This is a genomic window from Bradyrhizobium sp. BWC-3-1 (assembly GCF_032917965.1).
In the GTDB taxonomy this organism is placed as follows: Bacteria; Pseudomonadota; Alphaproteobacteria; order Rhizobiales; family Xanthobacteraceae; genus Bradyrhizobium; species Bradyrhizobium canariense_D.
Window position 1 is genome coordinate 933,514 of record NZ_CP136625.1, and the last position, 24,842, is coordinate 958,355.

26 protein-coding genes and 1 riboswitch are annotated in these 24,842 nt (G+C 64.8%); of the genes, 16 read left to right on the top strand and 10 right to left on the bottom strand.

Features of this window, described 5'->3' with window-relative positions:
* Positions 1-15: 15 nt before the first annotated feature.
* Positions 16-534, bottom strand: coding sequence for an SRPBCC family protein (locus RX329_RS04550; protein ID WP_026232494.1), 519 nt, complete (start codon positions 532-534; stop codon positions 16-18).
* Between the two features lie 182 nt (positions 535-716).
* Between RX329_RS04550 and RX329_RS04555 the strand changes: the two genes are divergently transcribed.
* Both RX329_RS04555 and RX329_RS04560 read left to right on the top strand, forming a co-directional pair.
* The gene (locus RX329_RS04555; RefSeq protein ID WP_018453247.1) at positions 717-1,415 is read left to right on the top strand and encodes a winged helix-turn-helix transcriptional regulator; all 699 of its coding nucleotides are present in this window, start codon (positions 717-719) and stop codon (positions 1,413-1,415) included.
* Between the two features lie 131 nt (positions 1,416-1,546).
* Positions 1,547-1,873 (top strand): DUF1330 domain-containing protein, encoded by a 327-nt coding sequence (locus RX329_RS04560; RefSeq protein WP_018453248.1) that lies wholly within the window; start codon positions 1,547-1,549, stop codon positions 1,871-1,873.
* 400 nt (positions 1,874-2,273) lie between these two features.
* Here RX329_RS04560 and RX329_RS04565 read toward each other — a convergent pair whose 3' ends face one another.
* Positions 2,274-3,170 (bottom strand): NAD(P)-dependent oxidoreductase, encoded by an 897-nt coding sequence (locus RX329_RS04565; RefSeq protein WP_085361192.1) that lies wholly within the window; start codon positions 3,168-3,170, stop codon positions 2,274-2,276.
* A gap of 131 nt (positions 3,171-3,301) precedes the next feature.
* On the bottom strand, positions 3,302-3,685 hold the full coding sequence (locus RX329_RS04570) for a carboxymuconolactone decarboxylase family protein (RefSeq protein WP_027514149.1): 384 nt from the start codon (positions 3,683-3,685) through the stop codon (positions 3,302-3,304).
* A gap of 166 nt (positions 3,686-3,851) precedes the next feature.
* On the opposite strand from RX329_RS04570, the gene RX329_RS04575 reads away from it, so the two are divergent.
* Together RX329_RS04575 and RX329_RS04580 are read left to right on the top strand one after the other, a co-directional pair.
* Entirely contained in the window at positions 3,852-5,786 is a 1,935-nt protein-coding gene (locus RX329_RS04575; protein WP_085361193.1) for a TIGR02302 family protein, read from the top strand.
* Positions 5,774-6,934, top strand: coding sequence for a DUF4175 family protein (locus RX329_RS04580; protein ID WP_085361194.1), 1,161 nt, complete (start codon positions 5,774-5,776; stop codon positions 6,932-6,934). The genes RX329_RS04575 and RX329_RS04580 overlap by 13 nt, the downstream gene beginning before the upstream one ends.
* A 136-nt stretch (positions 6,935-7,070) precedes the next feature.
* Here RX329_RS04580 and RX329_RS04585 read toward each other — a convergent pair whose 3' ends face one another.
* Together RX329_RS04585 and RX329_RS04590 are read right to left on the bottom strand one after the other, a co-directional pair.
* Complete coding sequence (locus RX329_RS04585; protein WP_018453253.1) at positions 7,071-7,445, bottom strand: response regulator; 375 nt, start codon at positions 7,443-7,445, stop codon at positions 7,071-7,073.
* Positions 7,446-7,504: 59 nt separating this feature from the next.
* Positions 7,505-8,386, bottom strand: coding sequence for an MJ0042-type zinc finger domain-containing protein (locus tag RX329_RS04590; protein ID WP_085385492.1), 882 nt, complete (start codon positions 8,384-8,386; stop codon positions 7,505-7,507).
* Between the two features lie 191 nt (positions 8,387-8,577).
* Here RX329_RS04590 and ftsE point away from each other — a divergent pair, with 191 nt between their 5' ends.
* The 4 genes from ftsE to RX329_RS04610 all read left to right on the top strand — a co-directional run bounded on the left by ftsE (position 8,578) and on the right by RX329_RS04610 (position 11,987).
* Complete coding sequence (ftsE, locus tag RX329_RS04595; RefSeq protein ID WP_008135325.1) at positions 8,578-9,237, top strand: cell division ATP-binding protein FtsE; 660 nt, start codon at positions 8,578-8,580, stop codon at positions 9,235-9,237.
* Complete coding sequence (locus RX329_RS04600) at positions 9,230-10,198, top strand: cell division protein FtsX (protein ID WP_007597308.1); 969 nt, start codon at positions 9,230-9,232, stop codon at positions 10,196-10,198. The genes ftsE and RX329_RS04600 overlap by 8 nt, the downstream gene beginning before the upstream one ends.
* A gap of 277 nt (positions 10,199-10,475) precedes the next feature.
* A complete protein-coding gene (locus RX329_RS04605) occupies positions 10,476-11,180 on the top strand; it encodes a YdcF family protein (protein WP_085361196.1) in 705 nt (234 codons plus the stop codon).
* 33 nt (positions 11,181-11,213) lie between these two features.
* The gene (locus RX329_RS04610; RefSeq protein ID WP_085361285.1) at positions 11,214-11,987 is read left to right on the top strand and encodes a lysophospholipid acyltransferase family protein; all 774 of its coding nucleotides are present in this window, start codon (positions 11,214-11,216) and stop codon (positions 11,985-11,987) included.
* Here the strand turns inward: RX329_RS04610 and RX329_RS04615 are convergent.
* Positions 11,984-12,592, bottom strand: coding sequence for a gamma-glutamylcyclotransferase (locus RX329_RS04615; protein ID WP_085385490.1), 609 nt, complete (start codon positions 12,590-12,592; stop codon positions 11,984-11,986). The two genes, RX329_RS04610 and RX329_RS04615, sit on opposite strands and share 4 nt — an antisense overlap.
* Positions 12,593-12,702: 110 nt before the next feature.
* On the opposite strand from RX329_RS04615, the gene RX329_RS04620 reads away from it, so the two are divergent.
* The 5 genes from RX329_RS04620 to RX329_RS04640 all read left to right on the top strand — a co-directional run bounded on the left by RX329_RS04620 (position 12,703) and on the right by RX329_RS04640 (position 17,546).
* Entirely contained in the window at positions 12,703-13,887 is a 1,185-nt protein-coding gene (locus tag RX329_RS04620; RefSeq protein WP_085361198.1) for a DUF2125 domain-containing protein, read from the top strand.
* 243 nt (positions 13,888-14,130) lie between these two features.
* Positions 14,131-15,474 carry a GDSL-type esterase/lipase family protein gene (locus RX329_RS04625; RefSeq protein ID WP_085361199.1) on the top strand — a complete coding sequence of 448 codons (1,344 nt, stop codon included), beginning with the start codon at positions 14,131-14,133 and terminating at the stop codon, positions 15,472-15,474.
* 190 nt (positions 15,475-15,664) lie between these two features.
* The gene (locus RX329_RS04630) at positions 15,665-15,892 is read left to right on the top strand and encodes a hypothetical protein (RefSeq protein WP_085361200.1); all 228 of its coding nucleotides are present in this window, start codon (positions 15,665-15,667) and stop codon (positions 15,890-15,892) included.
* Positions 15,893-16,191: 299 nt separating this feature from the next.
* Complete coding sequence (locus RX329_RS04635) at positions 16,192-16,887, top strand: hypothetical protein (protein WP_240543318.1); 696 nt, start codon at positions 16,192-16,194, stop codon at positions 16,885-16,887.
* A 5-nt stretch (positions 16,888-16,892) separates the two neighbouring features.
* Positions 16,893-17,546, top strand: a complete 654-nt coding sequence (locus RX329_RS04640) for a hypothetical protein (protein ID WP_240543319.1) — start codon at positions 16,893-16,895, stop codon at positions 17,544-17,546.
* 114 nt (positions 17,547-17,660) lie between these two features.
* Here RX329_RS04640 and RX329_RS04645 read toward each other — a convergent pair whose 3' ends face one another.
* Genes RX329_RS04645 through RX329_RS04655 form a run of 3 tightly spaced genes read right to left on the bottom strand, consistent with a single transcriptional unit; the run spans position 17,661 to position 20,573 of the window.
* Entirely contained in the window at positions 17,661-18,599 is a 939-nt protein-coding gene (locus RX329_RS04645) for a prephenate/arogenate dehydrogenase family protein (protein ID WP_018453262.1), read from the bottom strand.
* Positions 18,596-19,690: a histidinol-phosphate transaminase gene (gene hisC / locus RX329_RS04650; RefSeq protein WP_085361286.1), complete on the bottom strand. Its 1,095-nt coding sequence runs from the start codon at positions 19,688-19,690 to the stop codon at positions 18,596-18,598. Before hisC ends, RX329_RS04645 begins: the two co-directional genes overlap by 4 nt.
* Positions 19,691-19,724: 34 nt before the next feature.
* The gene (locus tag RX329_RS04655; protein ID WP_085361201.1) at positions 19,725-20,573 is read right to left on the bottom strand and encodes a chorismate mutase; all 849 of its coding nucleotides are present in this window, start codon (positions 20,571-20,573) and stop codon (positions 19,725-19,727) included.
* 204 nt (positions 20,574-20,777) lie between these two features.
* A riboswitch (SAM riboswitch) is annotated at positions 20,778-20,857 on the top strand.
* Between the two features lie 90 nt (positions 20,858-20,947).
* On the opposite strand from RX329_RS04655, the gene RX329_RS04660 reads away from it, so the two are divergent.
* Positions 20,948-22,150: a homoserine O-acetyltransferase MetX gene (locus tag RX329_RS04660; RefSeq protein ID WP_085361202.1), complete on the top strand. Its 1,203-nt coding sequence runs from the start codon at positions 20,948-20,950 to the stop codon at positions 22,148-22,150.
* A gap of 15 nt (positions 22,151-22,165) precedes the next feature.
* Positions 22,166-22,828, top strand: coding sequence for a methionine biosynthesis protein MetW (gene metW / locus RX329_RS04665; protein ID WP_085361203.1), 663 nt, complete (start codon positions 22,166-22,168; stop codon positions 22,826-22,828).
* Between the two features lie 51 nt (positions 22,829-22,879).
* Here the strand turns inward: metW and RX329_RS04670 are convergent, their stop codons facing one another.
* A complete protein-coding gene (locus tag RX329_RS04670) occupies positions 22,880-23,743 on the bottom strand; it encodes an alpha/beta fold hydrolase (protein ID WP_085361204.1) in 864 nt (287 codons plus the stop codon).
* A 199-nt stretch (positions 23,744-23,942) separates the two neighbouring features.
* On the opposite strand from RX329_RS04670, the gene RX329_RS04675 reads away from it, so the two are divergent.
* Entirely contained in the window at positions 23,943-24,782 is an 840-nt protein-coding gene (locus RX329_RS04675; RefSeq protein WP_018453268.1) for a TIGR02594 family protein, read from the top strand.
* Positions 24,783-24,842: the final 60 nt, after the last annotated feature.

Genomic DNA, 24,842 nt, shown 5'->3' on the forward strand with positions numbered 1-24,842 from the left:
ATCGCTGCATTGACCCTACTTCTTGAACCGGTCCCTGATTGCGGCGAGGCCGGAATCATAGACGCCGCCGAGGGCATCGACCGCTTCCTTCTCCCGCCCCGGGTCGGGCGTGTAGATGCCGGTCCATGTCACCACCGATGCGCCTTCACCCTTTGCCGTGACCTTGATGGTCGACTTGTACTGGCTCACCGGCAGTGGGCTCGACAGGAACGCGTAGGAATAGCTGTAGTCTTTGTCGTTCCGCGCAGTCTGCGTCTCCACGAACGAGGCCTTGCCGTCCCTGGTGACGAGCGTCCGGGTTGGCGGCGACTTGCCGTCCGCAATGCACTGCCCCACCGGCGGCAGCCAATCCTTGATCGCGCAGAACGGCCCGATGACGGACCACACCTCGGCCGCAGCACTGCTGACCTCGATGCTCCTCGTCAGATTGGCTGCGGACGCCGGCATGACGCCGACGCCCAGGCCGAGGGTGCAAATCGCGGCGCTGCGAACCGAAACGAGCAATCTGGAAGCCGTTGAATCGTATTTCTTCATGGTAATCTCCTGTGTCCGGCGGGCCGCGATTGCGGCGGCCGGCTTGCCAATGCCGGTCGAATAGACGCTCACCACGGTCCGCGGCCAGTTCAGAGAATGAATCGCTGCTGATACAGAAACTGAACTAGGAAGCCGCGCGCCGCGGCCCTAAGGTTGCGCCTTCGCTTGTCACGGAGGCCCGCATGACCATCGGCAGCTACAGGCAGTTCTGTCCGGTCGCGATGGCGGCCGAGATATTGTGCACGCGCTGGACCGTCGTGCTGCTACGTGAACTCGTCGCCGGCTCGACCCGGTTCAACGAGTTGCGCCGCGGCGTTCCCCGCATGTCGCCTGCGCTGCTTTCCCAGCGCCTCAAGGAACTCGAAGCTGCAGGCATCATCATCCGCCAGCCGTCGGCTTCCGAGCGCGGCGTGATCGAGTATCAGCTGACCGCTTCCGGACGCGAACTCGGCCCCATCGTCGAGGCGTTCGGCATCTGGGGCCAGCGCCGCATCGAGTCGGATCTGTCGCTTCAGCATCTCGATGTCCAGCTGTTGATGTGGGACATGCGGCGGAATTTGAACACGACGCCGATGCCGACCCGCCGCAGCGTGCTGCAGTTCGCGTATCCGGAATTACCTTCGACGCAGCGATTGTGGTGGCTGATCGTCGATCCCGACGACAGTGTCGACCTCTGCTCGATTGATCCCGGTTTCGATGTTGACCTTTACGTGTCGGTTGATCTGCGCACCATGACGGCGATCTGGATGGGACTCGATTCCGTGCGGGCGGCCGCCGCAAGCCGGCGGATGCTGCTCACCGGCGATCGGCAGCTTGCCGCGGCCATGCAAAGTTGGCTCGGCCTTAGCCCGTTCGCCAAGGAACGCAAGCTGGCGAGCTGATCCAGGGCGGCGCAATTCAGTATTTGTATCGCCCCGCTACAGTTCCCGTACTGGCAAGTCCGCGCCGTGTTCTGGCACCAAGTGATGCCCGCCCTTCAACGCGGAGCTGAACTCGAGCCAGGAGACACGACATGACAGCGTATCTGATCGCGGACATCAAAGTGACTGACGGAAAGTGGGTGCCGGACTACGCCGCGTCCGTCCACGAGCTGGTGCACAAGCATGGCGGCAAGTATCTTTCCCGCAGCGGCAATGTGAAAACTCTTGAAGGTGCCCCTCTCGACACATCGCTGATCGCGATCATGTCTTTTCCCACGGCGAAAGCGGCGGAGTCCTTCGTTACTGATCCCGCCTACGGCCGATTCGCGGCAGCGCGCAGGGGCGGCAGCGAGAGCCGCTTCCAGTTGATCGACGATACGGACTTGGCCGGCACGATCCCCTATCTCGCCAAGGCTTGAACTGCGTCTTCGTCAAAAACCCGGCCGCAGGCGCAGACGTGCCCGGCCAACACAGGAGATCGAATGAACGATTCACTCGCCGGCGCCGGCCTGCTTCGCATGCTTTTCGTAGCTTGCAGCGTGGCCTTCGTGCTCGGACTCTCCGGCGTCGCGTCGGCCCGGGTCACACGGTGCGACATTACGTGGGTCAGCTGCAACAATACCTCTGCGAAATGCTCGAGCGAGAGACGGTGCATGCGCAGGTGCGACGAGAAGTATATCAAATGCAGCGGGGGCTCGGCCTCCCTGCAACTGGAGCAGCCGACCGACCTTCCGGAACTTGGCAGACGCCGCTCGTAGCAGATCGTTCCAAGGAGGACAGCGCAGCGCCGGTCGTCGGCGCTGCGTTCTCATGTTGGCCCTAGCTGGGTGGCCTGCCGCCAACCAAAACGCCCGCTTTCCTCTCGATCGGCTTGATCGCCGCGGTGAAATCGGACTCGGCGCCTTCCGCGCTGATGACCGTCTCCCACAACCGGCCGACCGCATCCGCGACTTCCATCGACAGGCCGAGCTGCTTCATCTCCTCCAGCGCCAGCCGCACGTCCTTCACCATCAGTCCCGTGGTGAAGCCGAAGTCGAAACTGCGCGGCAGCACCGAGCGCGGAAATTTGTCGCGACTGGCGGTGTTCATGCCGGAGCCGGCATTGATGACGTCGATCATCACGGCGGGATCGAGTCCGGCCTTGACGCCCATCACTACCGCTTCGGAGGTCGCCACGATTGCGGTGGCCGACAAGAAGTTGTTGGCGAGCTTCATGGTCTGCGCCGCGCCGGGCTTCTCGCCGATAAAGAAAACCTTTCCGATGATCTCGAGCGCGGGCTTGAGCAGCTCGAACTCCGTCTTCGGCCCCGAGACCATCACCGCGAGCGTGCCTTTCTCGGCGCCGCCGACGCCGCCGGAGACGGGGCAGTCGATCTGCACGATGCCATGCTTGGCGAGCAGGCCGTGAATCTTCACCGCCATCGCCGAGCCGACGGTGGAGAGATCGATGAAGCGTTTGACGCTGCTCCCCTCGATCACGCCGTTCGGCCCCGTCGCAACCGCAAGCGAAGCCTGCAGCGAAGGCAGGCTCGCCATGACCGTCTCGACCTGGTCGGCGACCTGCTTCGGCGACGTCGCCGCAGTGGCGCCGCGCGCCACCAACTTGTCAACGACCTCCTGGCGCGCGTCGAACACGACGAGCCGGTTGCCGGCCTCGATCAGCCGTCGCGCCATCGGGAAACCCATGTTTCCGAGGCCGATGAATCCGATGTCCATGGTGTTTCCTTCCCGTTGTCATTGCGAGGAGCGAAGCGACGAAGCAATCCAGACTGTCGCCGCGGAGGGTTCTGGATTGCTTCGCTCCGCTCGCGATGACGAAGCGATAGAGTTAGGAGCGTTAGTCTAGCTCACGCCTTGCCGTCGATCTCGGCGAACACCTCGCGCGCGATCCGAAAACTGTCGACCGCGGCCGGCATGCCACCATAGATTGCGACCTGCATCAGGATCTCGCGGATCTCGTCGCGGCTGACGCCGTTGGTGAGTGCGCCCTTCAGATGCGCGCGGAATTCGTGCTGTCGATTGAGGATCGCGATCATCGCGATGTTGAGCATGCTGCGGGTCTTGCGCGGCAGCTCCTCGCGGCCCCACACGGTGCCCCAGCAATATTCGTTGAGCATCTCCTGGAACGGACGGTTGAAATCGTCGACGCTCTTCAGGGCGTTGTTGACGTAGGCCTCGCCCAGCACCGCTTTGCGGACTTCCAGGCCCTTGTCGTGCATCTTCTTGTCCATGGCGTTTCCTTCTTTTTCCTTGGATGGCGGCGCGGAAATTACGGGGTTGCGGCGGGCCAGTCACGTCCTCGTGTTATGCGGGAAAAGGGGTGTCTCCCGTGCAGGAACGGATGCCTCAGTGCTGCCGTTGTGGTACGCTTCTCTACCGGGCAACCTGGAGAGTTGATTGAACGGCGTCACCCCCGACCCGTCAGACCCGATCCGCGATGGCGACGCTCTGTCGCGGTTGAAGCTGGCGCAAGCCCTGCAGCGGGCCACTTATGCCATCGCGTGGGAGCGTGCCTGGCCAAATTTGGCGCGGCTTCTCACCGTCATCGGTCTGTTCCTGGTGGTGTCCTGGGCCGGCCTCTGGCTGGCGCTGCCGTCCATTGCCCGCGCCATCGGTCTTGTCGTTTTCGCCGGGGTCGCGACTGCCGTCCTGTTCCCGTTGAGTCGCTTCCGCTGGCCGAGCCGCGAGGAGGCGCTGGGCCGACTCGACCGCGGCTCCGGCATCCGTCACCGGCCGGCCACCACGCTGACGGACACGCTGAGCTCGCAGGACCCGGTTGCGCAGGCATTGTGGCGGGCGCAGCGCGAGCGCACGCTGGCTTCGATCAAGCGCATCCGCGCCGGTCTGCCGAAGCCCCGGCTCGCTTTGCATGATCCATGGGCGCTGCGCGCGCTGGTCATGGTGATGCTGGTTGCGACCTTTTTCGCCGCTGGCGACGAGCGTGCGATGCGGCTCGGGGCCGCCTTCCACTGGAACGGCGTGCTGGCCCCGACGAATGTTCGTGTGGATGCCTGGGTCACGCCGCCGCTCTACACCGGCAAGCCGCCGGTCATCCTGTCGGCCGCGAACAAGGAGGCCGCCGCGCTGCCGGCCAGCGGCCCGCTTGCCGTTCCCGCAGGTTCGACGCTGATCGTGCGCTCCTCCGGCGGCAGCCTGGATGTTGTCGTCTCCGGCGGCCTCAAGGACGTCGCGCCCACCGAAGCGGCGCCCAAGGGCACCAACGAGAAGCATTTTACCATCAGCGGCGATGGCACCGCGCATGTCCGCGCGCCCTCCGGCCAGCCGCAATGGGCGTTTGCGGCAACGCCGGACCGTGCGCCGACGATCGCGCTGGCCAAGGATCCCGAGCGCCAAGCCCGTGGCGGACTCCAGCTCACCTACAAGGTCGAGGACGATTACGGCGTCACCGGCGCCGACGCGCAAATCGGCCTGCGTCCCGCCGATGCCAAAGATGGCAGCAAGGAGGCCGACACCAAGGCCACCGCGCGGCCGCTATTCCAACCTCCGCAGTTCCCGCTCGTGCTCCCGAATGCGCGCACCCGCAACGGCGTCGGCCAGACGGTGAAGGACCTCAGCGAGGATCCTTATGCCGGCGCCGATGTCACGCTGACCCTCACTGCCAAGGACGAGGCTGGCAACGAGGCCAGGAGCGAGCCCTTCAACATGCGCCTGCCCGAGCGGCTGTTCACCAATTCGCTCGCGCGCGCGCTGGTCGAACAGCGCCGCATCCTCGCGCTCGACGCCAACAAGAATTCGGATGTCTACGCCGCGCTCGACGCGCTGATGATCGCGCCCGAATTGTTCACGCCGGATGCGGGCTGCTATCTCGGCCTGCGCAGCCTGGCGCAGCAGCTGGAGGCCGCCCGCACCGACGACGCGCTGCGCGAGGTGGTGGGAAGCATGTGGGCGTTCGCGGTCACCATCGAGGACGACGGTGTCGCCGGCAGCGTCAACGCCGCGCTGCGCTCGGCGCAGGATGCGCTCAAGCGGGCGCTCGAACGCGGCGCCAGCGAAGACGAGATCAAGGCGCTGACGCAAAAGCTTCGCGAGGCGATGGCCGGCAAGGTGCGCGATCTCGCCCGGCGCGCCGAGCAGAATCCGCTTGGCCCGCGGCAGCCTTTCCCGGCAGAGGTTCAGCTCATCCTCGACAAGTCCGTCGAGCTGAAACAAAAGACCCAGAACGCCACGCCCGAGCAGCTCGAAGAGCTGGCGAAGCAGCAGGACGCGCTGCGCGAGCAGCTTCAGGCCTATCGGAAGTCGGCGAGCAGCCGGGCGAAGGCGGGCAACGACGGGGCCAACCAGTCGACGCGAGACCGTAAATGCGGAAGCTAGCACGCGTGCCAGTCTTGAAGGCGATCTCGATCGCCTGCCTCGCCTTCCTGTTGGGAGGCGTCTCGCCCGTGGCTGCCCAGCAGGATCAGGATGTCGATGCCCTGCTCGATGGCGCTGAAAAGGCGATGCAGGATTCCGGCGACAGCCTCAGGCAGAAGGAATCCGGCAAGAGCCTGAACAATCAATCCGATGCGATTCAGAAGCTCGAGGACTACAAGCGTGCGACGGAAAAGAGCCAATCCTCCAATCGCGATCGTTCCGTCATCACGCAGCGCGACCTGGACGAATTGCTGAAGCAAATCGAGAAGGCGGCGCGCGAAGGCAATAAAGAAGCGGCCCAGCGCATGCTCGAACAGCTCGCGCAGATCATGGAAAATCTCCAGATGGCGCAGCCCGGGCAATCCGGCGACAGCGACATGGAGCAGGCGCTCAACGAACTCAGCGACATGATCCGCAAGCAGCAGCAATTGCGCGACAAGACTTTCAAGCAGGGGCAGGATTCCCGGCGTGAGCGCTCGCGCGGCAAGCAGCAGGGCGACCAGTCGATGTCGGATCTCCAGCAGGATCAGCAGTCGCTGCGCGACCGCCTGAAGAAGCTGCAGGACGAGCTCGCCAAGCGCGGCCTCACGCAGAAGGGGCAAAAGGGCCAGAAGAGCCAGGGCCAGAAGGGGCAAAAGGGTCAGCAGGGCGAGCAGGGACAGCCGGGCCAGGATGGCGATCAGGACGGTGACCAGGGCGATGACGACGGCAGTCTGGACGCCGCCGACGGGGCCATGGGCGATGCCGGCTCGCAGCTCGGCGAAGGCAATTCGGATGGTGCCGTGGACTCGCAGGGGAAAGCTCTCGAGGCCTTGCGCAAGGGCGCGCAGAAGATGGCCGAGGCGATGCAGCAGGGCGATGGCGACGGGCAGGGCGATGGCCCCGGCAACCGGCCCGGTCGTCAGCAGAGCGGCGGCAATCAGACCGATCCGCTCGGTCGCCCACTTCACGGCCGCGATCTGAGCGACGACTACACGGTCAAGATCCCCGGCGAGATCGACGCCCAGCGCGTCCGCCGCATCCTCGAGGAGCTCCGCCGCCGCTTGGGGGACAGCTCGCGCCCGCAGATCGAGCTCGATTACATCGAGCGGCTGCTGAAGGATTTTTGAGTTCTCTGTCATCGCCCGGCTTGACCGGGCGATCCAGTACTCCGAGACGGTTGTGATTCAATCGAGAGGCTGCGGCGTACTGGATGCCCCGGTCAAGCCGGGGCATGACAGCGGAATACGTGGCGCCCCGACGCCGCTACCCCTTCTTCGCCGCCAGCGCGTCCGCCACCGCCGTGCGGATGTCGGCGACCGAGAACGGCTTGGTCACGACGTCATGCACCAGCGCATTGAGGTTCGAGGCGCGCTCGCGCTGGTCGGCAAAGCCGGTCATCAGCAGAATGGTCAAATCGGGGAAATCGCGTGCGACAGAAAGCGCCAGCGCGATGCCGTCCATCACCGGCATCTGGATGTCGGTGAGCAGCAGGTCGAACCTGCCGTCCGCGCGCGTGAGGATCTCCAGCGCCTCGGCGCCGTCTTGCGCGGTGACGATCTCGTGGCCGTCCATGGCGATGGCGCGCGCCACCAGCTGGCGCATCGAATCCTCGTCGTCGGCGATCAGGATCTTGGACATGAGACCAACCTTGGGATCAATCTCGCCACCAACTTTGCCTGCGAGACCTGCGAAATCGATTATACGCTGCCGCCGGCGATGTCGCGCCGGTTGAAGAAGCGAACGTCGATATTGCGGCCCTCCGGCGGCGGCGAGGCCAGGCGCGAGCGGAAGAAGGCGCGCTCGCCGGGCTGTAGCACGGTCTGTTCCAGAACGGCGTTCCAGGCGTAGATTTCCGCGCCTTGCGCGTCGCGCACTGCGAAGCGCAAGCGGGGAATGTCGAGCGGCTTCTTGCCCTGTCCCACGATCACGCCCTCGATCACCAGCACCTGCTTACCGTCTACTGTCTCGCTGGAGAGCTTGACGTCCTTGAAGGCGAGTGCGCGCAGGTTAACTTCGAGGCCAACCATCCTGTAGAAGGCTGCCGTCTGCGGCAGCAGCCGCACCATGTCTCCGCGCCAGATCACCAGCGCCAGGACCAGCGCGCCCATGGCGGCGCAGGCGGTCGGCAGGCCGAAATGGGATTTTCGCGGGGCCGCCGTGGCCACCGGACGGCGCACTCGCGCGCCGCGGCGACGGCCGAACAGGCCACGGAACCAGGACTGGTGCTGTTCGCCGCCGACTTCCTCCTCAACGGATCGGGCGGCCGCGGACCATTCGTCCTCGGTGTCGGCGGCTTCCTGGTCCGGCCAGTCGCTGGCGATCGAGGGGCTGTCAACGACAGGCGCGTCAGCGGCTCCGTCGTCCTGGGCATAGGAGTTCCATTGCTCGGCGAGATCGGCCTGGTCGTCGGCCCGGCTGGCCGCGGCCATGGCCGGCACAGATGCCTCCTCGATGGCATCCTCGGCATGGGCGACCCACGTTTCCTTGCAACGGGAACAGCGCACGGTCCGGCCGTTCGCCCCAAGGCTCGCGGGCTTGATGGCGTAGGATGTCGTACAATGAGGGCAGACGATATGCATGGACGAGCCTTGATGCATGGACAAGTCTTGACCGTGACACGGTCGTGGAGAACCGAGACGGAAAGATGCTACCAATTATGCTACAGGACGACCGTTAACGAACCGGAAACCATAACGGCCGCAAAACCCGCGGATCGCGTGTGGCGGAGCACAGCCGTGCGGCCCGCGGCCTCTCTCGAACGGAGCTGAGCTTGGTTCGGTTCGAAAATGTCGGATTGCGTTACGGCCTGGGGCCCGAGGTCCTGCGCGACCTCAACTTCCAGATCCCGGCGCATTCCTTCCAGTTCCTCACCGGCCCGTCCGGCGCCGGCAAGACCTCGTTGCTGCGCCTGTTGTTCCTCTCGCATCGCCCGACGCGGGGGCTCGTCAATTTGTTCGGTCACGACATCTCGCAGCTCGGCAAGGACGAGATCGCAGACTTGCGCAAGCGCATCGGCATCGTGCTCCAGGATTTCCGCCTGCTCGATCACATGACGACCTATGAAAACGTGGCGCTGCCGTTCCGCGTGATGGGCCGCAGCGAATCGAGCTACCGCAAGGAGGTCATCGATCTCCTGAAATGGGTTGGGCTCGGCGAGCGCATGGACGCGCTGCCGCCGATCCTGTCCGGCGGCGAAAAGCAGCGCGCGGCAATCGCGCGCGCCGTGATCTCGCGGCCGCAGCTGCTGCTGGCCGACGAGCCAACCGGCAGCGTCGATCCGACGCTCGGTCGCCGCCTGCTGCGGCTGTTCATCGAGCTCAACAAGTCAGGCACCGCCGTCATCATCGCCACCCACGATATCGCCCTGATGGACCAGTACGAGGCGCGACGCTTCGTGCTGCACCAGGGACGGCTGCACGTCTATGAATAGGCCCGACGAGCGCGGCGTGCTGGTCGATCTCGGGCAGGAGGGGCCGCCGCTTCCGGCCCGGGCGCGCAATATGTCGCCGATCGTGCCGCGCGCCTCGATCCACGGCCGCGCGCTGGTCGCCGTTGTCGCCATCATGACCTTCCTGGCCTCGATGACGACCGGCACGGTGCTGCTGGTGAGCGCCTCCGCCGCCGAATGGCAGTCGGATGTCGCGAGCGAGATCACCATTCAGGTCCGGCCGCAGACGGGCCGCGATCTCGAACGCGACACCGCGGCGGTGACCGAGGCCATGCGCGCGCAAGCCGGCATCGTCGAGGTCAAGCCGTTCACGAAGGACGAGAGCGGCAAGCTGCTCGAGCCCTGGCTCGGCACCGGGCTGTCGATGGACGATCTGCCGGTCCCGCGCATGATCATCGCGCGCGTGCAGCCCGGCACGGCGCTCGATCTCGGCGCCTTGCGCGCCCGCGTGACCCAGGTGGCGCCAAGCGCCAGCGTCGACGATCACCGCGCCTGGATCGAGCGCATGCGCTCGATGACCAACGCCACCGTGCTCGCCGGTCTCGGCATCCTCGCGCTCGTCATCGTCGCCACCATCATCTCGGTGTCGTTCGCAACCCGCGGCGCCATGGCGGCGAACCGTCCGATCGTCGAGGTGCTGCATTTCGTCGGCGCCGGCGACCGCTACATCGCCAACCGCTTCCTGCGTCATTTCCTCAGGCTGGGGCTGGAGGGCGGCGTGATCGGCGGCGGCGCCGCCATGCTGGTGTTCGGCTTCTCCGAGTCGATTGCAGGCTGGTTTTCGGGCACTCCCGTCGGCGACCAGTTCGCCGCGCTGCTCGGCACCTTCTCGCTGCGGCCGTCCGGCTACATCGTGCTCGCGGTGCAGGCCGTGCTGATCGGCGCCATCACCGCGGTCGCCTCGCGCCAGACGCTGTTCGCGACGCTGAATGATGTCGATTGAGATGGTTTTCTTCCTTCTCCCCTTGTGGGAGAAGGTGGCGCGAAGCGCCGGATGAGGGGTTCTATCCACGTGCACGAACGTCGAGGCGAGTTCGCGGAGACATACCCCTCACCCGTCTCGCCGCTATCGCGGCGAGCCACCCTCTCCCACAAGGGGAGAGGGGAAATCTGGTTCGCGGCCCCAGCGCTTCGCCACATAGTTTGAGGCCGACAAACCGGACTCCACTTCGCCTCAAAACGTCCTAAAATCACCTCTGGGAAGGGATCACCGACATCGCATGAGCGCGCCGACCGACGATCGATCGCCGAAACTGCCGCGCGGCTGGCTGCGCGCGGCCGTGATGTCGACGATTGCGCTCGCCTTCGTCGGCGCGGCGGCGGGCTTTATTGCGTTTCTGTCGCAATTGCGCGGCGCCGAGATCGCGCCGGACCGCAAGGCGGACGGCATCGTGGTGCTCACCGGCGGCTCCTCGCGGGTGTCGGATGCGATGGAGCTGCTCGCTGCCGGCTACGGCAGGAGGCTCCTGATCTCCGGCGTACACCCGGCCTCGACGGCGAGCGACATCTCCCGGACGCTGCCGGAGAACCAGTCTTTCATGCGTTGCTGCGTCGATCTCGACCGCACGGCGGTCTCGACCCGTGGCAATGCCGCGGAAGCGCGGCGCTGGGCCGCGGGACGCGGCTTCAAATCGCTGATCGTGGTCACCTCGAACTATCATATGCCGCGCGCGCTGGTGGAATTCTCGCATGCGATGCCGGAGGCGACACTGATCCCGTTCGTGGTGGTCGGCGACAAATGGCGCGAGGAGCCGTGGTGGACCTCGGCGTCCACTTTGCGGCTGCTGCTGTCGGAATATGTCAAGTATATCGCGGCCGAGGTCAGGGTGCGGCTGGAGGATTTCGGGATTGACCTTTCGCCCGAGATGTCGGAGCAGCCTTCCGGGCTGCAGGCGAAGCGGCCCGCCACCGCACAGGCCAATTGATCGGCAACTGATCGGCAATTGATCGGATCCTCGATGTTCTTGATTTTCCTGCGATCGCTCGTGTTCAACGTGCTGTTCTACACCGTGCTGGTGTGCCTCGCGATCGTGGCGCTGCCGACCTTCGCATTGCCGCCGCGCGCCATGCTCACGGTCGCGCAATGGTGGGCAAAGGCGACGCTGTTTCTGATGCGGGCTGTCTGCAACATCAAGGTGGAATTCCGCGGCCTCGAAAAGATCCCGAGGGGACCATTGGTCGTTGTGGCGAAGCACCAGTCGTTCTGGGAGACGTTCGTCTTGCCGGGCTTCTTCGACCGTCCGATTTTCATCCTCAAGCGTCAGCTCATGCAGATCCCGGTGTTCGGCCAGTTCCTGGTCAAGACCGGGATGATCGCGATCGACCGCAATGCCGGCGTCAAGGCGCTGCTGGACATGACGCGGCGGGCGCGGGAGGCGGTGCGCAGCGGCGGGCAGCTCGTGATCTTTCCCGAAGGCACGCGTCGCGCCCCGGGCGCGCCACCGGACTACAAGAGCGGCTTCGCGCAGATCTATTCGTCCTGCGGCGCGCCGTGCCTGCCGATCGCGCTCAATTCCGGCCTGTTCTGGCCGCGCCGCACCTTCATGCGCTATCCCGGCACGCTGGTGGTGGAATTCCTCGATCCGCTGCCGCCGGGCTTGCCCAAGGACGAGTATCTCTCCCGTGTGCAAACGGTGATCGAAGACGCGACCGGTCGCCTCGTCGAAGCGGGCCGCAAGGAGCAGGAGCAGCTGATCGGCTCGGCGCCGAGCTATGCGCCGTTGGAGAGCTAGCGGTTTTCCCGATCGTCCGCCGGAGCCTCGTGCGGAGAATGCGCATCACCATGCAGCATCATGGCAAGCTGATGCAGCTGCGCATCGCGAAAGCCTTCGGCTTCGATCGCCTTCACCGTCGCAGTCACGTAGTCGCGGTTGGCGCCGGACTGGCCGTGGCCCTGGAGCACGTGGCGATGCTGGTCGGTGAGCGACAGCCGACCGGCATATTGCACATGGCCGCGGTCGACGACATAGGCGAGCGCGGAGACGCGCTGCCGCGCATCGTTCTCCAGCCACACCGAGCGCATGACTTCGCGATAGACCGACGTCACCTGCTCGCGCGCGCGCAGATAGGCGACGACGTCGGCGCGGTTCTTTTCGGCGACGCGGAAGGCGATGCCGCGGCAGGCGCCGCCGCGGTCGAGGCCGAGCACCAGACCCGGCTTCTCCGGCGTGCCACGGTGGACGAAGGAATAGACACAGAGCGCGCGGTGCTCGCCGACCAGCCGCGCGGGGACGCGCTCCTCGAATTCGAAACCCGGCCGCCACATCAGCGAGCCGTAGCCGAACACCCAGAGGTCGCCTTTGGCTGTGGTGACGGAGGGGAGGGTGATTTCCGACATTTCGGGCACGGCTACCAGAACCGCGCCCCCAAGCGAAGCGAATTCTCCGCCTTTCGGAGCACGCCAACCTCGCTTACATTTGACAAAATCAGGGGTCAAAGGGTCGCCGCATGTCCGATATGACCGTTGCCGCACGCCGGCGCTCCCGCTGGGGCCTTTTCATCGCCCCTGTCATCCTCCTGATCCTCGCGGTGGCGTGGAGCTGCTTCTGGTTCTATGCGGCGTCGCAGGCCGAAATCGCCGCCGATGCCTGGCGCGCGCAGGAGGCCAAATCCGGCCGCGTCTATGATTGCGCCAAGCGCTCGATCGCGGGCTTCCCCTTCCGCTTCGAGGTCCAGTGTTCGGGCGCCAGCGTCGCCCTGGTGTCGCAGAACGCCAGCAAGACGCCGTTCACGGCGAAGCTCGACAACATCCTGGTCGTCGCCCAGGTCTACGATCCCAAGCGCGTCATCGCGGAATTTACCGCACCCGCGACGCTCACTGACGGCGTCACGCAGAGCACCTTCGTGGTGAACTGGAGCAAGGGGCGCAGCAGCGTGGTCGGCCTGCCCGCCGTGCCGGAGCGCGCCTCCATCGTGTTCGAGGAGCCGACGGTCAATCGTGTCGACGGCAGCGTGCAGGTGCCGCTCGCGCGCGCGAAACAGGTCGAGCTGCATGGACGCCTCGCGGATGGATCGCCGTCCGACCATCCCGTGATCGAGACCGTGCTCCAGATCGCGCAGGGCAGTATCCAGGGCGTTCATCCGCTGCTCGCCGAGCCGTTCGAGGCCGACACGCGGGCGAAGATCACCGGACTGTCCGACCTCACGCCAAAGCCGTGGCCGCAGCGCTTCCGCGAGATCCAGGCCGCCGGCGGCCATATCGAGATCGTACAGTCCCGGATCCAGCAGGGCGAGATGATCGCGGTTGCGGCCGGCACGCTCGGGCTCTCGGCCAACGGCCGTCTCGATGGCGAATTGCAGATGACGGTGACGGGTCTCGAGCGCGTGATCCCCGCGCTCGGCATCGAGAAGATGCTGGAGGAGGGGGTGCCGCAGGCAACCCTCGACCGCGTCGCGCCCGGCGTGAAGTCGCAGGACCTCAACAATCTGTTCGGTGCGCTCGACCGCGCCGTTCCCGGCCTCGGCAAGGTCATCAAGCAGAACGCCAATGCCGGCGTTGCCGCCGGCATCAATTCGATCGGCACCGAGAGCACGCTGGAAGGCAAGAAGGCTCGCAGCTTCCCGCTGAAGTTCGTCGACGGCGCCGTGCTGCTCGGCCCGGTCAAGGTCGGCCAGATCCCGCCGCTGTATTAAGGTCGTGAATTCATAAACCTGCCGGGCGGACAGCTCGGTCCGTCTGATGCGTTCGAAACTGTGAACAGATCGCTTCTGCGAAGAGCTTCTTGTCGGCGCCGGTGACGCAACCTGCGAGGTTCTCTCCTGCGTCGGGCGAGGAGTGCGTCAGCGCGTCTGGACAGGTAGCGTTCTGCCGCCCTATTGAAGACCAACTGACGGCTCTAAGGTCGCGGCCAAATTATCTGGGGTTCGGGGGAAACAATGCGCGCGTTGAATTGTCTCGTGGCAGCATCGCTGCTCGTTGCCTCGCTTCAGACCGCAACCGCCAAGGATAGCGAACATTGGGTGGTGTCCTGGACGGGCGCGGTTCAGGGCCCATACCCCGTCGGCAATCCGTCAGCCCAGCCCGAACAGAAATTCGCGTTTCCCGAGCCTGCGGCCGGTGCGCGGGACCAGACCTTTCGCCTGATCGTGCGGCCGGATATCTGGGGCCGTCAGGCCCGCATCCGGCTCAGCAACGCCTTCGGCACCAAACCCGTCACGTTTGACGGCGTTTACGTCGGCCTGCAGTCGGGCAGTGCCGCGTTGATCCGCGGCTCCAACATTCCGGTTACGTTCGCCGGCACGGCTTCCGTTACGGTGTCGCCGGGGAATTCGGTCTGGAGCGATGCGATCGCGCTGCCGTTTGCAAAGCGGCCCGATGACCTCGCCGGCCGCCGGCTTGCGGTCAGTTTTCATGTCGCCGGCCAGAGCGGTCCGATGACCTGGCACGCCAAAGCGCTGACCACCTCCTATGTCAGTGCGCCCGGCGCCGGCGCGAAGGGCGCCCTGGAAGACGAGGCTTCCTTCCCCTATGCGACTGCGTCATGGTTCTTCCTCGATGCGATCGAGATGACTGCGCCTGCCGATGCCTTCGCCATCATGGCGTTTGGGGATTCGATTACCGACGGGACCGCCTCAACCATGAATGGCGAGGATCGCTGGCCCAACGTGCTGTCGCGTCGCCTGAAGGCGGTCTACGGCAACAAGGTTGCCGTAGTGAATGGCGGCATCGGTGGCAACCAAATCGCAGGCCCGGCCGAATATGGTCCCGACAAACCGTACGCGGGCGGCCCCGCTTCGGGCCAGCGGCTCGAGCGTGACGTGCTGTCGCTGTCCGGCATATCGAGCCTGATCTGGCTGGAAGGTATCAACGATTTCAGCAAGAACGGCAATTTTACCGCCGACCAAGTCATCGCCGCGATGAAGGATGGCGTCGCGAGGCTACGTGCGAAATGGCCGCAAGCCCGGATCATCGGCGCCACCGTCGTTTCGGCATTGGGTAGCACCAGCGCGGCACATGGTTTTCCCGAGCAGGATGACAAGCGCAAGGCGCTCAACGCATTCATCCGTAGCTCGGGGACATTCGACGGTGTAATCGATTTTGATCGGGCGACGCTCGATCCGGCCTCGGGTGGCCTCAAGCCGGAGTTCGTTCCCGAAAGCACGACTGGTGGCGCCGGCGACAAGCTTCATCCCAACCGCACCGGATATCTGGCGATGGGACAGGCCATCGACCTCGAGCTGTTCAAGCCGGGAAAGATTAGTCGTAGCGCGAAGCAGTAGGATGGATTCAGAGTCTCCTCTCTCCATTCATCGCCCTCAGCTGTCGTAACTCCCTCCATGCGGGTTACGAGCTGAACTCACGGCCGCTTCGCCGGATCGTGATGACCGGCCGGGAATGCCGAGCCGCAAACTCCGCTCTCTCTCCATGTCGGCCGCACGATGATGCGGTCGCCCAGGCAGGAGAGATATCATGACCAAGTCCAGGCTGTTCATTGCCGGTATCGCCATCTCGACCACGCTCGCGACGCCCGCGTTCGCGCAGTGGCAATGGCAGTCGCAGGAGCCGGCAGCATACGCCTCGATGTATCCGAACGGTGATCGCAACGTCTCGAATCCCACGACGCGGGAGACGATGGCCTTCGTCCCCTCGCCGAAATCACCGCGCCCAACGGTGATGCGCGCGACCAAGGGCAAATAGCCGCCATCCACCACTTGGCCGTCGCGAACTGGGCCCGGTCATGTCCCGGCCGGGCCCAATGCGCGTTGCCTTGAACGAGGCCTTGAAAAGTTGCCTTGGACAATCGCGACAGTCGCGCGTGCGGATCGACAGCCAACGAAAATATTCCAAACAGGATCGTCAGGAAAACGTGATGCAGAAGATGCACGGCGCCGCGAATAACCGCAGCCGCATTCAAATCACTCCACACCAGGGAAGCATGCATGCGCCGGAGATGGCGCGCGGAATCCAATCCGCTTCCCAAATGGAGGAAGCTTCAAGTGCGGATCATCAATTGCGGACTGATGCTGGGTATTCTCGCTGCCTGTTCAGGGCAGGCGCATGCCGACGACAATGTCACAACTGAAATCCACTCGCTGAAGGCGAAGCTGAAGGAGCTCCAGCAGCGCGTGGACTCCGAGGCGCGCAAGACGCGACAGGGTGAAGCGCAGGCGAAGGCCGTTCAGTTACCAGCAAGTTACAAGGCGCTCGCCGCCGATCCATGTGCGGCCGGCAAGGTCTGCTACAAGGGCGTGACGTTGACCTTCGGTGGCTGGGTCGATCTCACCGGCGTCTACCGCTCGCGCAATCTCGCTTCCGATACCGGCTCGGTCTACAACTTCATCCCCTATCAGCAGAGCCGCAACTTCAACATCCCGGAAACGCGCTTCTCGGCACGTCAGAGCAGGTTCTCGGTGCTGGCCGAGGGCAATGCCGATGCCGACACGCACCTCGCGGGTTATGGCGAGATCGATTTCGAAGGTGCGGCTCAGACGGCGAGCTCGGTTGCGACCAACTCGTTCAATCCGCGCATGCGGCAGCTCAGCCTGGAACTGGACCGCAGCGATCTCGGTCTTCACTTCCTCGCCGGGCAATCCTGGTCGCTGAACGCGCCGACCAAGTCCGGCATCGATCCTCGTGGCGTCGATGCGCCCGGCGTGATCGACTTCGAATCCGTTCCGGGATTTCTTGCCTGAATCAGGTGCCCGACGTCACGGTCAAGGCCGCCTGGGACCCAAGGCTCGGGCCCTATAAGTTGCATGTCGAGGGGTGGGCGCTCTACCGCCAGCTGTTCGACCGTTTCAACAACGCCAACCACCCCTACGACACCGGAAGCTTCGGCGGACACATCTTCGTCGAGCTGATTCCGAAAACCCTCGATCTTCAGCTCTATGGCTCGCACGGCGTGCTGGGCCGCTTCACGGCAACACCGTTCGCCGACGCGGCGGTGGCGCAGGACGGCACCATCCTCCCGCTGACGATCACGGCGGCCGCCGTCGGCCTGATCTGGCACGCGACTCCCAGCCTCGATGTCTACTCCTATGCAGGCCTCGAAAAGGCCAAGGCGAATTTCGCCAATGTTGGAACGGTGCCGTTCGGCTACGGCAATCCGCTCTACAACAACACCGGCTGCTTCACCGAAAACTCGGCGGGCGCGACCTGCAACGGCAACACCAGGGAGGTTCGGCAGATCACGGCCGGGATCTACGACACCATCTACCAAGGCAATTTCGGGACGCTCAAAGCCGGCCTGCAATATTCCTACACGCAACGGTTCGCGTTCGCCGGCGTCGGCGGCGCGCCGAAGACCGACGACAACGTCGTCATGACGCAGATCCGGTACTACCCATTCTAGTCACGGAGCCACGCAGGCTCGTAGCCCGGATGGAGCGAAGCGCGATCCGGGAATCCTGCCTCAAGCGACGGAAGTCCCGGATTACGCTTGCGCTCCATCCGGGCCACTTCGGTGCTACGGCTTGTTGCCGAGCTGCGCATGCGGCCGGCCGAAATCGGGCGCGGCCGAATCCTGGCCGATTTCGACAATGCCGCGGCGGATGGCGCGGGTGCGGGTGAAGTGGTCGAACAGCGCCTCGCCATCGCCGCGGCGGATCGCGCGGGTGAGCTTTGCCAGATCCTCAGTGAAGGTGCCGAGCATCTCCAGCACGGCTTCCTTGTTGGCGAGGAAGACGTCGCGCCACATCGTCGGATCGGAGGCGGCGATGCGCGTGAAGTCGCGAAAGCCGCCGGCGGAGAACTTGATGACCTCTGACTCCGTCACCTGCGCCAGCTCGTCGGCGGTGCCGACGATGGTGTAGGCGATCAGATGCGGCAGATGGCTGGTGATCGCGAGCACGAGATCATGATGATCCGGCGTCATGATCTCGACCTTGGCACCCATCGCCGCCCAGAACGCGCGCAGGCGATCGGTGGCAGCCGCATCAACGCCCTCCGGCGGGGTGAGGATGCACCAGCGGTTGATGAAGAGCTCGGCGAAGCCGGAATCGGGACCCGAATGCTCGGTGCCTGCGACGGGATGCGCCGGCACGAAATGGACGCCTTCCGGCAGGTGCGGCGCCATATCCCTGACGATGGCGCCCTTGACCGAGCCGACGTCGGAGATGATCGCGCCGGGTTTGAGATGCGCGGAGATCTCCTGCGCCACCGGGCCGCAGGCGCCGACGGGAATGCAGAGGATGACGAGATCGGCGTCCTTCACGGCTTCCGCATTGGTCGCGACGACCTGATCGACGATGCCGAGCTCCATCACGCGTGCGCGCGTCTTCTCCGAGCGCGCGGTGGTGACGATCTCGGAAGCCAGGCCCTGGAGCTTCGCGGCGCGTGCGATCGAGCCCCCGATCAGGCCGAAGCCGATCAGCGCAACGCGCTGGAAGTGCGGGGTCGCGCTCATCGTCCGGCCATGAAGTCGCGCAGGCCCTCGACGACGAGGCGGTTGGCCTCCTCGGTGCCGATGGTCATGCGTAGCGAATGCGGCAGGCCGTAGTTCTTCAAGCCGCGCAGCACCAGCCCGCGCTTGGTGAGGAAGGCGTCGGCTGCGTCCGAGGTCTTGCCCTCGGTCGGGAAGTGGATCAGCACGAAATTGGCGACGCTCGGCGTCACCTTCAGCCCGAGCTTGCCGATCTCCTCGGCGAGCCAGTCGCGCCAGGTCTCGGTGAACTGCTTCGACATGGCCTGGTGCGCTGTGTCCTCGATCGCGGCAACGGCGGCGTACATGGCCGGCGTCGACACGTTGAAGGGACCCCGGATGCGGTTGACCGCATCGATGATGTGCTCGGGGCCGAACATCCAGCCGATGCGCAGCGCCGCAAGTCCATGGATCTTGGAGAAGGTGTGGGTCACCACCGTGTTTTCGGTGGTCGCGACCAGCTCGATCCCCATCTCGTAATCATTGCGCGAGACGTAGTCGCAATAGGCTGCGTCCAGCACCAGCAGCACGTGCGAGGGCAGGCCGGCGCGCAGGCGCTTGACCTCGTCGAACGGCACATAGGTGCCGGTCGGATTGTTGGGGTTGGCGAGCCAGACCAGCTTTGTCTTCGGCGTCACCGCCTTGAGGATGGCGTCGACATCGCAGGTGAGGTTCTTCTCGGCCGCGATGACATTCTTCGCGCCGACCGCCATGGTCGCGATCGGATAGACTAGAAAGCCGTGCGTGGTCGAGATCGCCTCGTCACCGTGGCTGAGATAGGTGTGGGCGAGCAGGTTGAGGATCTCGTCCGAGCCGGCGCCGCAGATGATGCGGTTGGGATCGAGCCCGAAGGTGCGCCCGATTGCTTCGCGCAGCACGCGCGAGGTTCCTTCCGGATAGTCTTCCAGATGATCCGCCACCTGCTTGAACGCCTCGCTCGCCTTCGGCGAGGGCCCGAACGGCGTCTCGTTGGCCGAGAGCTTGAACACCTTGCGGCCGGGCTCTGCCACCGGGGTCTTGCCGGGCGTATAGGGCGCAATATCGAGAATGCCGGGATTCGGCACGGGGCGGGACATCTTCAACTCCGGACTGGCTTAAGCGGTTCGCGACTTACGATTTCGACCCGGTCGGGGGCACCGTATAGCGCGTTGCGTGGCTGCCGACGAGGGCCGTGGAGCGCACCGAGGCCCCCGCTTCGATCAGGGCAGCCTTGATCTTGTCGATGCTGCTTGTCGCGGTGACCGAGACCAGCAGCGCGGCGCCGTCGAAGGCGGTGTCGGGCACCGCCACGATCTCGGCGAGCGGCGACAGGGCGCGCGCGACCTCCGCATTCCACCCAGAGACGCGCACGCTGAAGGTCTCGACCTCCGTCACCAGCGCGCTGTCGGCGACGCGCGAGACCGCGAACACGGGCAACGCCGCCGGATGGTCGGCGCGCTCGACGAAGGGCAGCCGCGCGATGATCTTTGGCGCGCCGGCTTCTTCCAGCTCCAGCCACCATGGTGTGCGGCTGGAGGTCGCCGAGACCAGCGCCAGGTCGCCCTTGGACTTCGCGACGGCCTCGACCGCCGCCTGCGCGCTGAAATGCGCGACGTAAGGCACGGTGAAGCCGAAATGGAATCGCGCGGAATCGCGCATGGCCGGCTCGCTCGCCGAGATGTCGGCGTGGACCGAGAACGGGGCCTGGACATAGGTGAAGGTCGCGATGATGACGCGCCAGATGCTCTCGACGGTGTCGAGCGGCAGGATGCCGCGATGACGCTGCACGAGGTCGCGCATCATGGAGGCCTCGCGTGCCGGGCGGAACGCCGAGCCGACCTCCTGGGTCTGCTTCACCTGGATCAGGCGGTCGATGATGTCGCCGCGTTGCATCAGCAGGCGATGCATGCCTTCGTCGATCGCGTCGATCTCCTTACGCAATTCCTGGAGTGATGGTGGCGCGGGCGGACGTTGGGACATGTCTGACGGGTGCTGCTGAGAGGCGTTCCAATGCGGATCAGTCGAGCCGTCACCGCTGTGATGGATATCCTGATTAGGCAGTCGGGGCTGCGAAAGCAAAGAGAAATGCAAAGAGAAATCGGGCCCTTTCCGCCCGTGGCGCGACAGGCGAATTTGGTTGATCCGGGCCGTGACTTGACGAAAACCGTCCAAGACGGTAGTTTTTACCCGTTCCGTGGTCATTTGAGCCGGCCGGCTTGCAGCCACGTTAAAAAACTCGCTAAACAGGCCGGGGACGCTTTCGATCCCGGCCGAACCTATCGTTCAGGCCGGGTTTTTCATGGCCTGATGTCAATGCGGTCACTTCTACGATCGCAAACGAGGTCGATGGTCAGATGGTTGGCGTCCAGTCCATTCCGAGTCCCGCGATCACCGCCGACGAGCGGTCGCACGAGGTGGATCATCCGAGTTCGCACGTCGCGCAGTTCGGCTCGGAGCAGCCGCTGCGGCTCGACTGCGGGGTCGATCTCAGCCCGTTCCAGATCGCCTACCAGACCTACGGCGAGCTGAATGCCGATCGCTCCAACGCGATCCTGATCTGCCATGCGCTGACCGGCGACCAGCACGTCGCCAACGTGCACCCTGTCACCGGCAAGCCCGGCTGGTGGGAGACCTTGGTCGGCCCCGGCCGGCCGCTCGATCCCAACGAATATTTTATCATCTGCTCCAACGTGATCGGCGGCTGCATGGGCTCGACCGGCCCGGCCTCGATCAATCCCGCGACCGGCAAGGTTTGGGGGCTCGATTTCCCCGTCATCACCATCCCCGACATGGTGCGCGCGCAGGCGATGCTGATCGACCGGCTCGGCATCGACACGCTGTTCGCGGTCGTCGGCGGCTCGATGGGCGGCATGCAAGTGCTGCAATGGACTGCGGCGTATCCGAGTCGCGTGTTCTCCGCGCTGGCGATTGCCTGCTCGACACGACACTCGGCGCAGAACATCGCGTTCCACGAGCTTGGCCGCCAGGCGGTGATGGCCGACCCCGACTGGCACCATGGCGGCTATGCCGATCGAGGCATCCATCCGCATCGTGGCCTCGCTGTCGCCCGGATGGCGGCGCACATCACCTATCTCTCCGACGCCGCGCTGCATCGAAAATTCGGGCGGCGCATGCAGGACCGCGAGCTGCCGACTTTCTCTTTCGACGCCGACTTCCAGGTTGAGTCGTATCTGCGCTACCAGGGCTCGTCCTTCGTCGAGCGCTTCGACGCCAACTCCTATCTCTATCTGACCCGCGCGATGGACTATTTCGACATCGCCGCCGACCATGGTGGCGTGCTGGCGAAGGCGTTCGCGGGAATCCAGACCCGCTTCTGCGTGGTCTCCTTCACCAGCGACTGGCTGTTCCCGACCTCGGAATCGCGCGCGCTGGTGCACGCGCTGAATGCGTCGAGCGCGCGGGTGTCGTTCGCCGAAATCGAGACCGATCGCGGTCACGACGCGTTCCTGCTCGACGTGCCCGAGTTCTTCGACATCGCCCGTGCCTTCCTGCAATCGGCGGGCAAGGCGCGCGGGCTTACCGCCAGGAATGCTTAACAAGGACGACTAGGCATGTCTGTACAGGAAACGTTGCCGCTCGGCGGCGTTGTGGCCGGGCAACCCGGTGATTTTCGCGCGGACCATGTGCTGGTGGCCGAGATGGTCAAGCCGGGCTCGAAGGTGCTCGACGTCGGCTGCGGCGAGGGCGACCTGCTCCAACTGCTGGAAACCCGCGGCGTCGACGGCCGCGGCATCGAGCTGTCGCGCGAGGGCGTCAACCGCTGCGTCGCCAAGGGTCTTGCGGTGGTGCAGGGCGATGCCGACACCGACCTCGTGAATTATCCGGATGACGCCTTCGACTACGTGATCCTGTCGCAGACGTTGCAGGCGACGCGGCAGCCGAAAGTGGTGCTGGAGAATTTGCTGCGCATCGGCCGCCGCGCCATCGTGTCGTTCCCGAATTTCGGCTTCTGGAAGATGCGGCTCCAGCTCCTGATCGGCGGCCACATGCCGCGCACGGAGAACCTGCCCGCAAGCTGGTATGACACCGCCAACATCCATTTCTGCACTATCAAGGATTTCGTCGAGCTCTGCGACGCGATCGACGTCAAGATGGAACGTGCCGAGGCGCTCGACCTCTACGGCCGTCCGCTGCGGCTGCGGATGCCCTGGTGGGTGTGGAATCTGTTCGGCGAGCAGGGCGTGTTTCTGCTGACGCGGGGCGGCAGGAAGTAGGCCGGCCCGTTACCCCATCTACGCGACCCAGTACCTGGTGACGCCTTCGCGCTAATGCGCCGCCAGTGACCTCGGGTCGCGCACCGGCCATCTTCCCGCTTCCACCAGCGTGACGAACCGTTCCACCATTTCGTTGAACAGCGCTGGCTCTTCGAGATTGAGGACGTGGCCGGACTTTGGAAACATGGCGAGCCCTGCCGCCGGCAGATGCTTCTTCAGGAACAGGCTTGCGCCCACGCACGGATCGTCCTCGTCGCCGCAGATGATGAGTGCCGGCGTCGTGGCCGCTCTGATCGCGTCCGTCATCGTAAAGATCGAGGGACGGCCGGCCTGGAAGCCGCGCATCGTCCGCGCTGATCCCTTGGCGTCGTGCCGCGCCAGGGCGGCATAGAAATCGGCGTGACCGCGCGGGTCCTTCACCAGGAAGGGAATCCGGCTCGGCGCCTCGCGCGTGACTTTTGCGACTTCGGCTGAGCCGAGCATCTCGAATTGCTCCGCGTTGGCGCGGCACTGCTGGCGCCAGGCGTCGAGGTTCTCGATCTCCGAGCCCGAGCCGACGCCGGCGAGCGTCATCGACAGCGCACGTTGGGGCGCGTTGAGCCCGATCTGGAGCGACGAATAGGCGCCCATCGAGAGGCCGACGAAGTGCGCGCGATCGATCTTCAGATGATCGAGCACCGCGAGCGCATCGGTGTAGAAATGCGTGTAGCCGTAGACCTCGCCATCAGGCACGTCCGATGGCGTGTAGCCGCGTGCGGAATAGGTGATGCAGCGATGGCCGCGCGAGAAGTAGCGCATCTGCGGCTCCCAATTGGTGTAGTCGGCCGCGAATTCGTGCAGAAAAATAATCGGCGTGCCCGTGCCCGCTTCTTCGAAATAGAGTCGACAATTGTCCTTCGTGAGGGCGTGAGGCATCCGGTTTTCTCCCTGAGGTGGCTGCGGCTTTGGAATGCCGTCCTGCGGTCAGCGCATACGATGGTAGCACTTATTAATCATCGTCCAAATTCTTAGGGGCCGCGTCTTGTTCTCGCCACATCAGGATACTGATACAGCCCGCGGATGTCGGCCACCGCACGGGCCGACGGGGAAGTGGGGTGTCAACGAAGGATGAAGAATGTTCGAGTTGTTTGCGTCTCGCCTGTCGCGCTGTGTCGTCGCGCTGGCTGTTTTCTTCGCGGCGTTCGCCGCCTTCACTTCTCCGGCGTCAGCACGACCTCATCGTCATAGCGCAGAGCGGCACGCTTACGCGCATCACGCCAGCAGACATCATCATTACCGGCATGCACGCGGCTCGCGCTTCGAGCGCGGCGCGGCGCAATTGCAGGCGAACGGCTTCGGCAACACCTTCGCCAGCTATGATCCGAACGCCAATAGCGGCGGCATCGCCATAAGCGGCAGCGCTGGAACGGCTATGAGCGGCAGTGGTGGAATGGCCATGAGCGGCAGCCGTGGAATGGCCATGAGCGGCAACGCTGGAATGGTTACCAGCGGTGAGATGACCACGCGCGCCAGCCGTCGAATTATGAGGCGTGGAGGTGGGATAGCCACTAACGCGAATGACGGCGGCATGGCCAATAGCGCGACGAGCGGCGGCGGCTTCGGCGGTGGGTCGGGCCTCGTGTCCGAGGCACGCCGCTATGTCGGCGGCAATCCGACCGGTCGCGGTAGCCTGTGGTGCGCGCGCTTCATGAACATGGTGCTCGAAAAGACCGGTCATCGTGGCACCGGCTCCGACATGGCGAATTCGTTCGCGCATTACGGCACGCGCGTGTCCGGTCCGCAGGTCGGCGCCATCGCAGTGATGTCGCGTGGTGGCCGGGGCGGTCATGTCGGCATCATCACCGGTGTCGACGCGCAGGGCAATCCGATCATGATCTCCGGCAACAACGGCAACCGCGTTCGCGAAGCACCGGTCTCGCGCGGCCGGATCTATGCGTATGTGATGCCGAACTGACGGCCGTCATTGCGAGGAGCGAAGCGACGAAGCAATCCAGACTGTCTCCGCGGGCGCATT

Excerpts from the sequence above, each read along its gene's own strand:
- RX329_RS04580 (WP_085361194.1), top strand. The coding sequence starts at position 5,774 with ATGCGGAAGCTAGCACGCGTGCCAGTCTTGAAGGCGATCTCGATCGCC.
- RX329_RS04670 (WP_085361204.1), bottom strand. The coding sequence starts at position 23,743 with ATGCCTCACGCCCTCACGAAGGACAATTGTCGACTCTATTTCGAAGAA.
- RX329_RS04605 (WP_085361196.1), top strand. The coding sequence starts at position 10,476 with ATGAGCGCGCCGACCGACGATCGATCGCCGAAACTGCCGCGCGGCTGG.
- RX329_RS04565 (WP_085361192.1), bottom strand. The coding sequence starts at position 3,170 with ATGGACATCGGATTCATCGGCCTCGGAAACATGGGTTTCCCGATGGCG.
- RX329_RS04570 (WP_027514149.1), bottom strand. The coding sequence starts at position 3,685 with ATGGACAAGAAGATGCACGACAAGGGCCTGGAAGTCCGCAAAGCGGTG.
- RX329_RS04675 (WP_018453268.1), top strand. The coding sequence starts at position 23,943 with ATGTTCGAGTTGTTTGCGTCTCGCCTGTCGCGCTGTGTCGTCGCGCTG.
- RX329_RS04600 (WP_007597308.1), top strand. The coding sequence starts at position 9,230 with ATGAATAGGCCCGACGAGCGCGGCGTGCTGGTCGATCTCGGGCAGGAG.
- RX329_RS04620 (WP_085361198.1), top strand. The coding sequence starts at position 12,703 with ATGTCCGATATGACCGTTGCCGCACGCCGGCGCTCCCGCTGGGGCCTT.
- RX329_RS04655 (WP_085361201.1), bottom strand. The coding sequence starts at position 20,573 with ATGTCCCAACGTCCGCCCGCGCCACCATCACTCCAGGAATTGCGTAAG.
- RX329_RS04585 (WP_018453253.1), bottom strand. The coding sequence starts at position 7,445 with ATGTCCAAGATCCTGATCGCCGACGACGAGGATTCGATGCGCCAGCTG.
- RX329_RS04645 (WP_018453262.1), bottom strand. The coding sequence starts at position 18,599 with ATGAGCGCGACCCCGCACTTCCAGCGCGTTGCGCTGATCGGCTTCGGC.
- RX329_RS04610 (WP_085361285.1), top strand. The coding sequence starts at position 11,214 with ATGTTCTTGATTTTCCTGCGATCGCTCGTGTTCAACGTGCTGTTCTAC.
- RX329_RS04555 (WP_018453247.1), top strand. The coding sequence starts at position 717 with ATGACCATCGGCAGCTACAGGCAGTTCTGTCCGGTCGCGATGGCGGCC.
- metW (WP_085361203.1), top strand. The coding sequence starts at position 22,166 with ATGTCTGTACAGGAAACGTTGCCGCTCGGCGGCGTTGTGGCCGGGCAA.
- RX329_RS04660 (WP_085361202.1), top strand. The coding sequence starts at position 20,948 with ATGGTTGGCGTCCAGTCCATTCCGAGTCCCGCGATCACCGCCGACGAG.
- hisC (WP_085361286.1), bottom strand. The coding sequence starts at position 19,690 with ATGTCCCGCCCCGTGCCGAATCCCGGCATTCTCGATATTGCGCCCTAT.
- RX329_RS04550 (WP_026232494.1), bottom strand. The coding sequence starts at position 534 with ATGAAGAAATACGATTCAACGGCTTCCAGATTGCTCGTTTCGGTTCGC.
- RX329_RS04615 (WP_085385490.1), bottom strand. The coding sequence starts at position 12,592 with ATGTCGGAAATCACCCTCCCCTCCGTCACCACAGCCAAAGGCGACCTC.
- RX329_RS04630 (WP_085361200.1), top strand. The coding sequence starts at position 15,665 with ATGACCAAGTCCAGGCTGTTCATTGCCGGTATCGCCATCTCGACCACG.
- RX329_RS04625 (WP_085361199.1), top strand. The coding sequence starts at position 14,131 with ATGCGCGCGTTGAATTGTCTCGTGGCAGCATCGCTGCTCGTTGCCTCG.
- RX329_RS04560 (WP_018453248.1), top strand. The coding sequence starts at position 1,547 with ATGACAGCGTATCTGATCGCGGACATCAAAGTGACTGACGGAAAGTGG.
- RX329_RS04590 (WP_085385492.1), bottom strand. The coding sequence starts at position 8,386 with ATGCATATCGTCTGCCCTCATTGTACGACATCCTACGCCATCAAGCCC.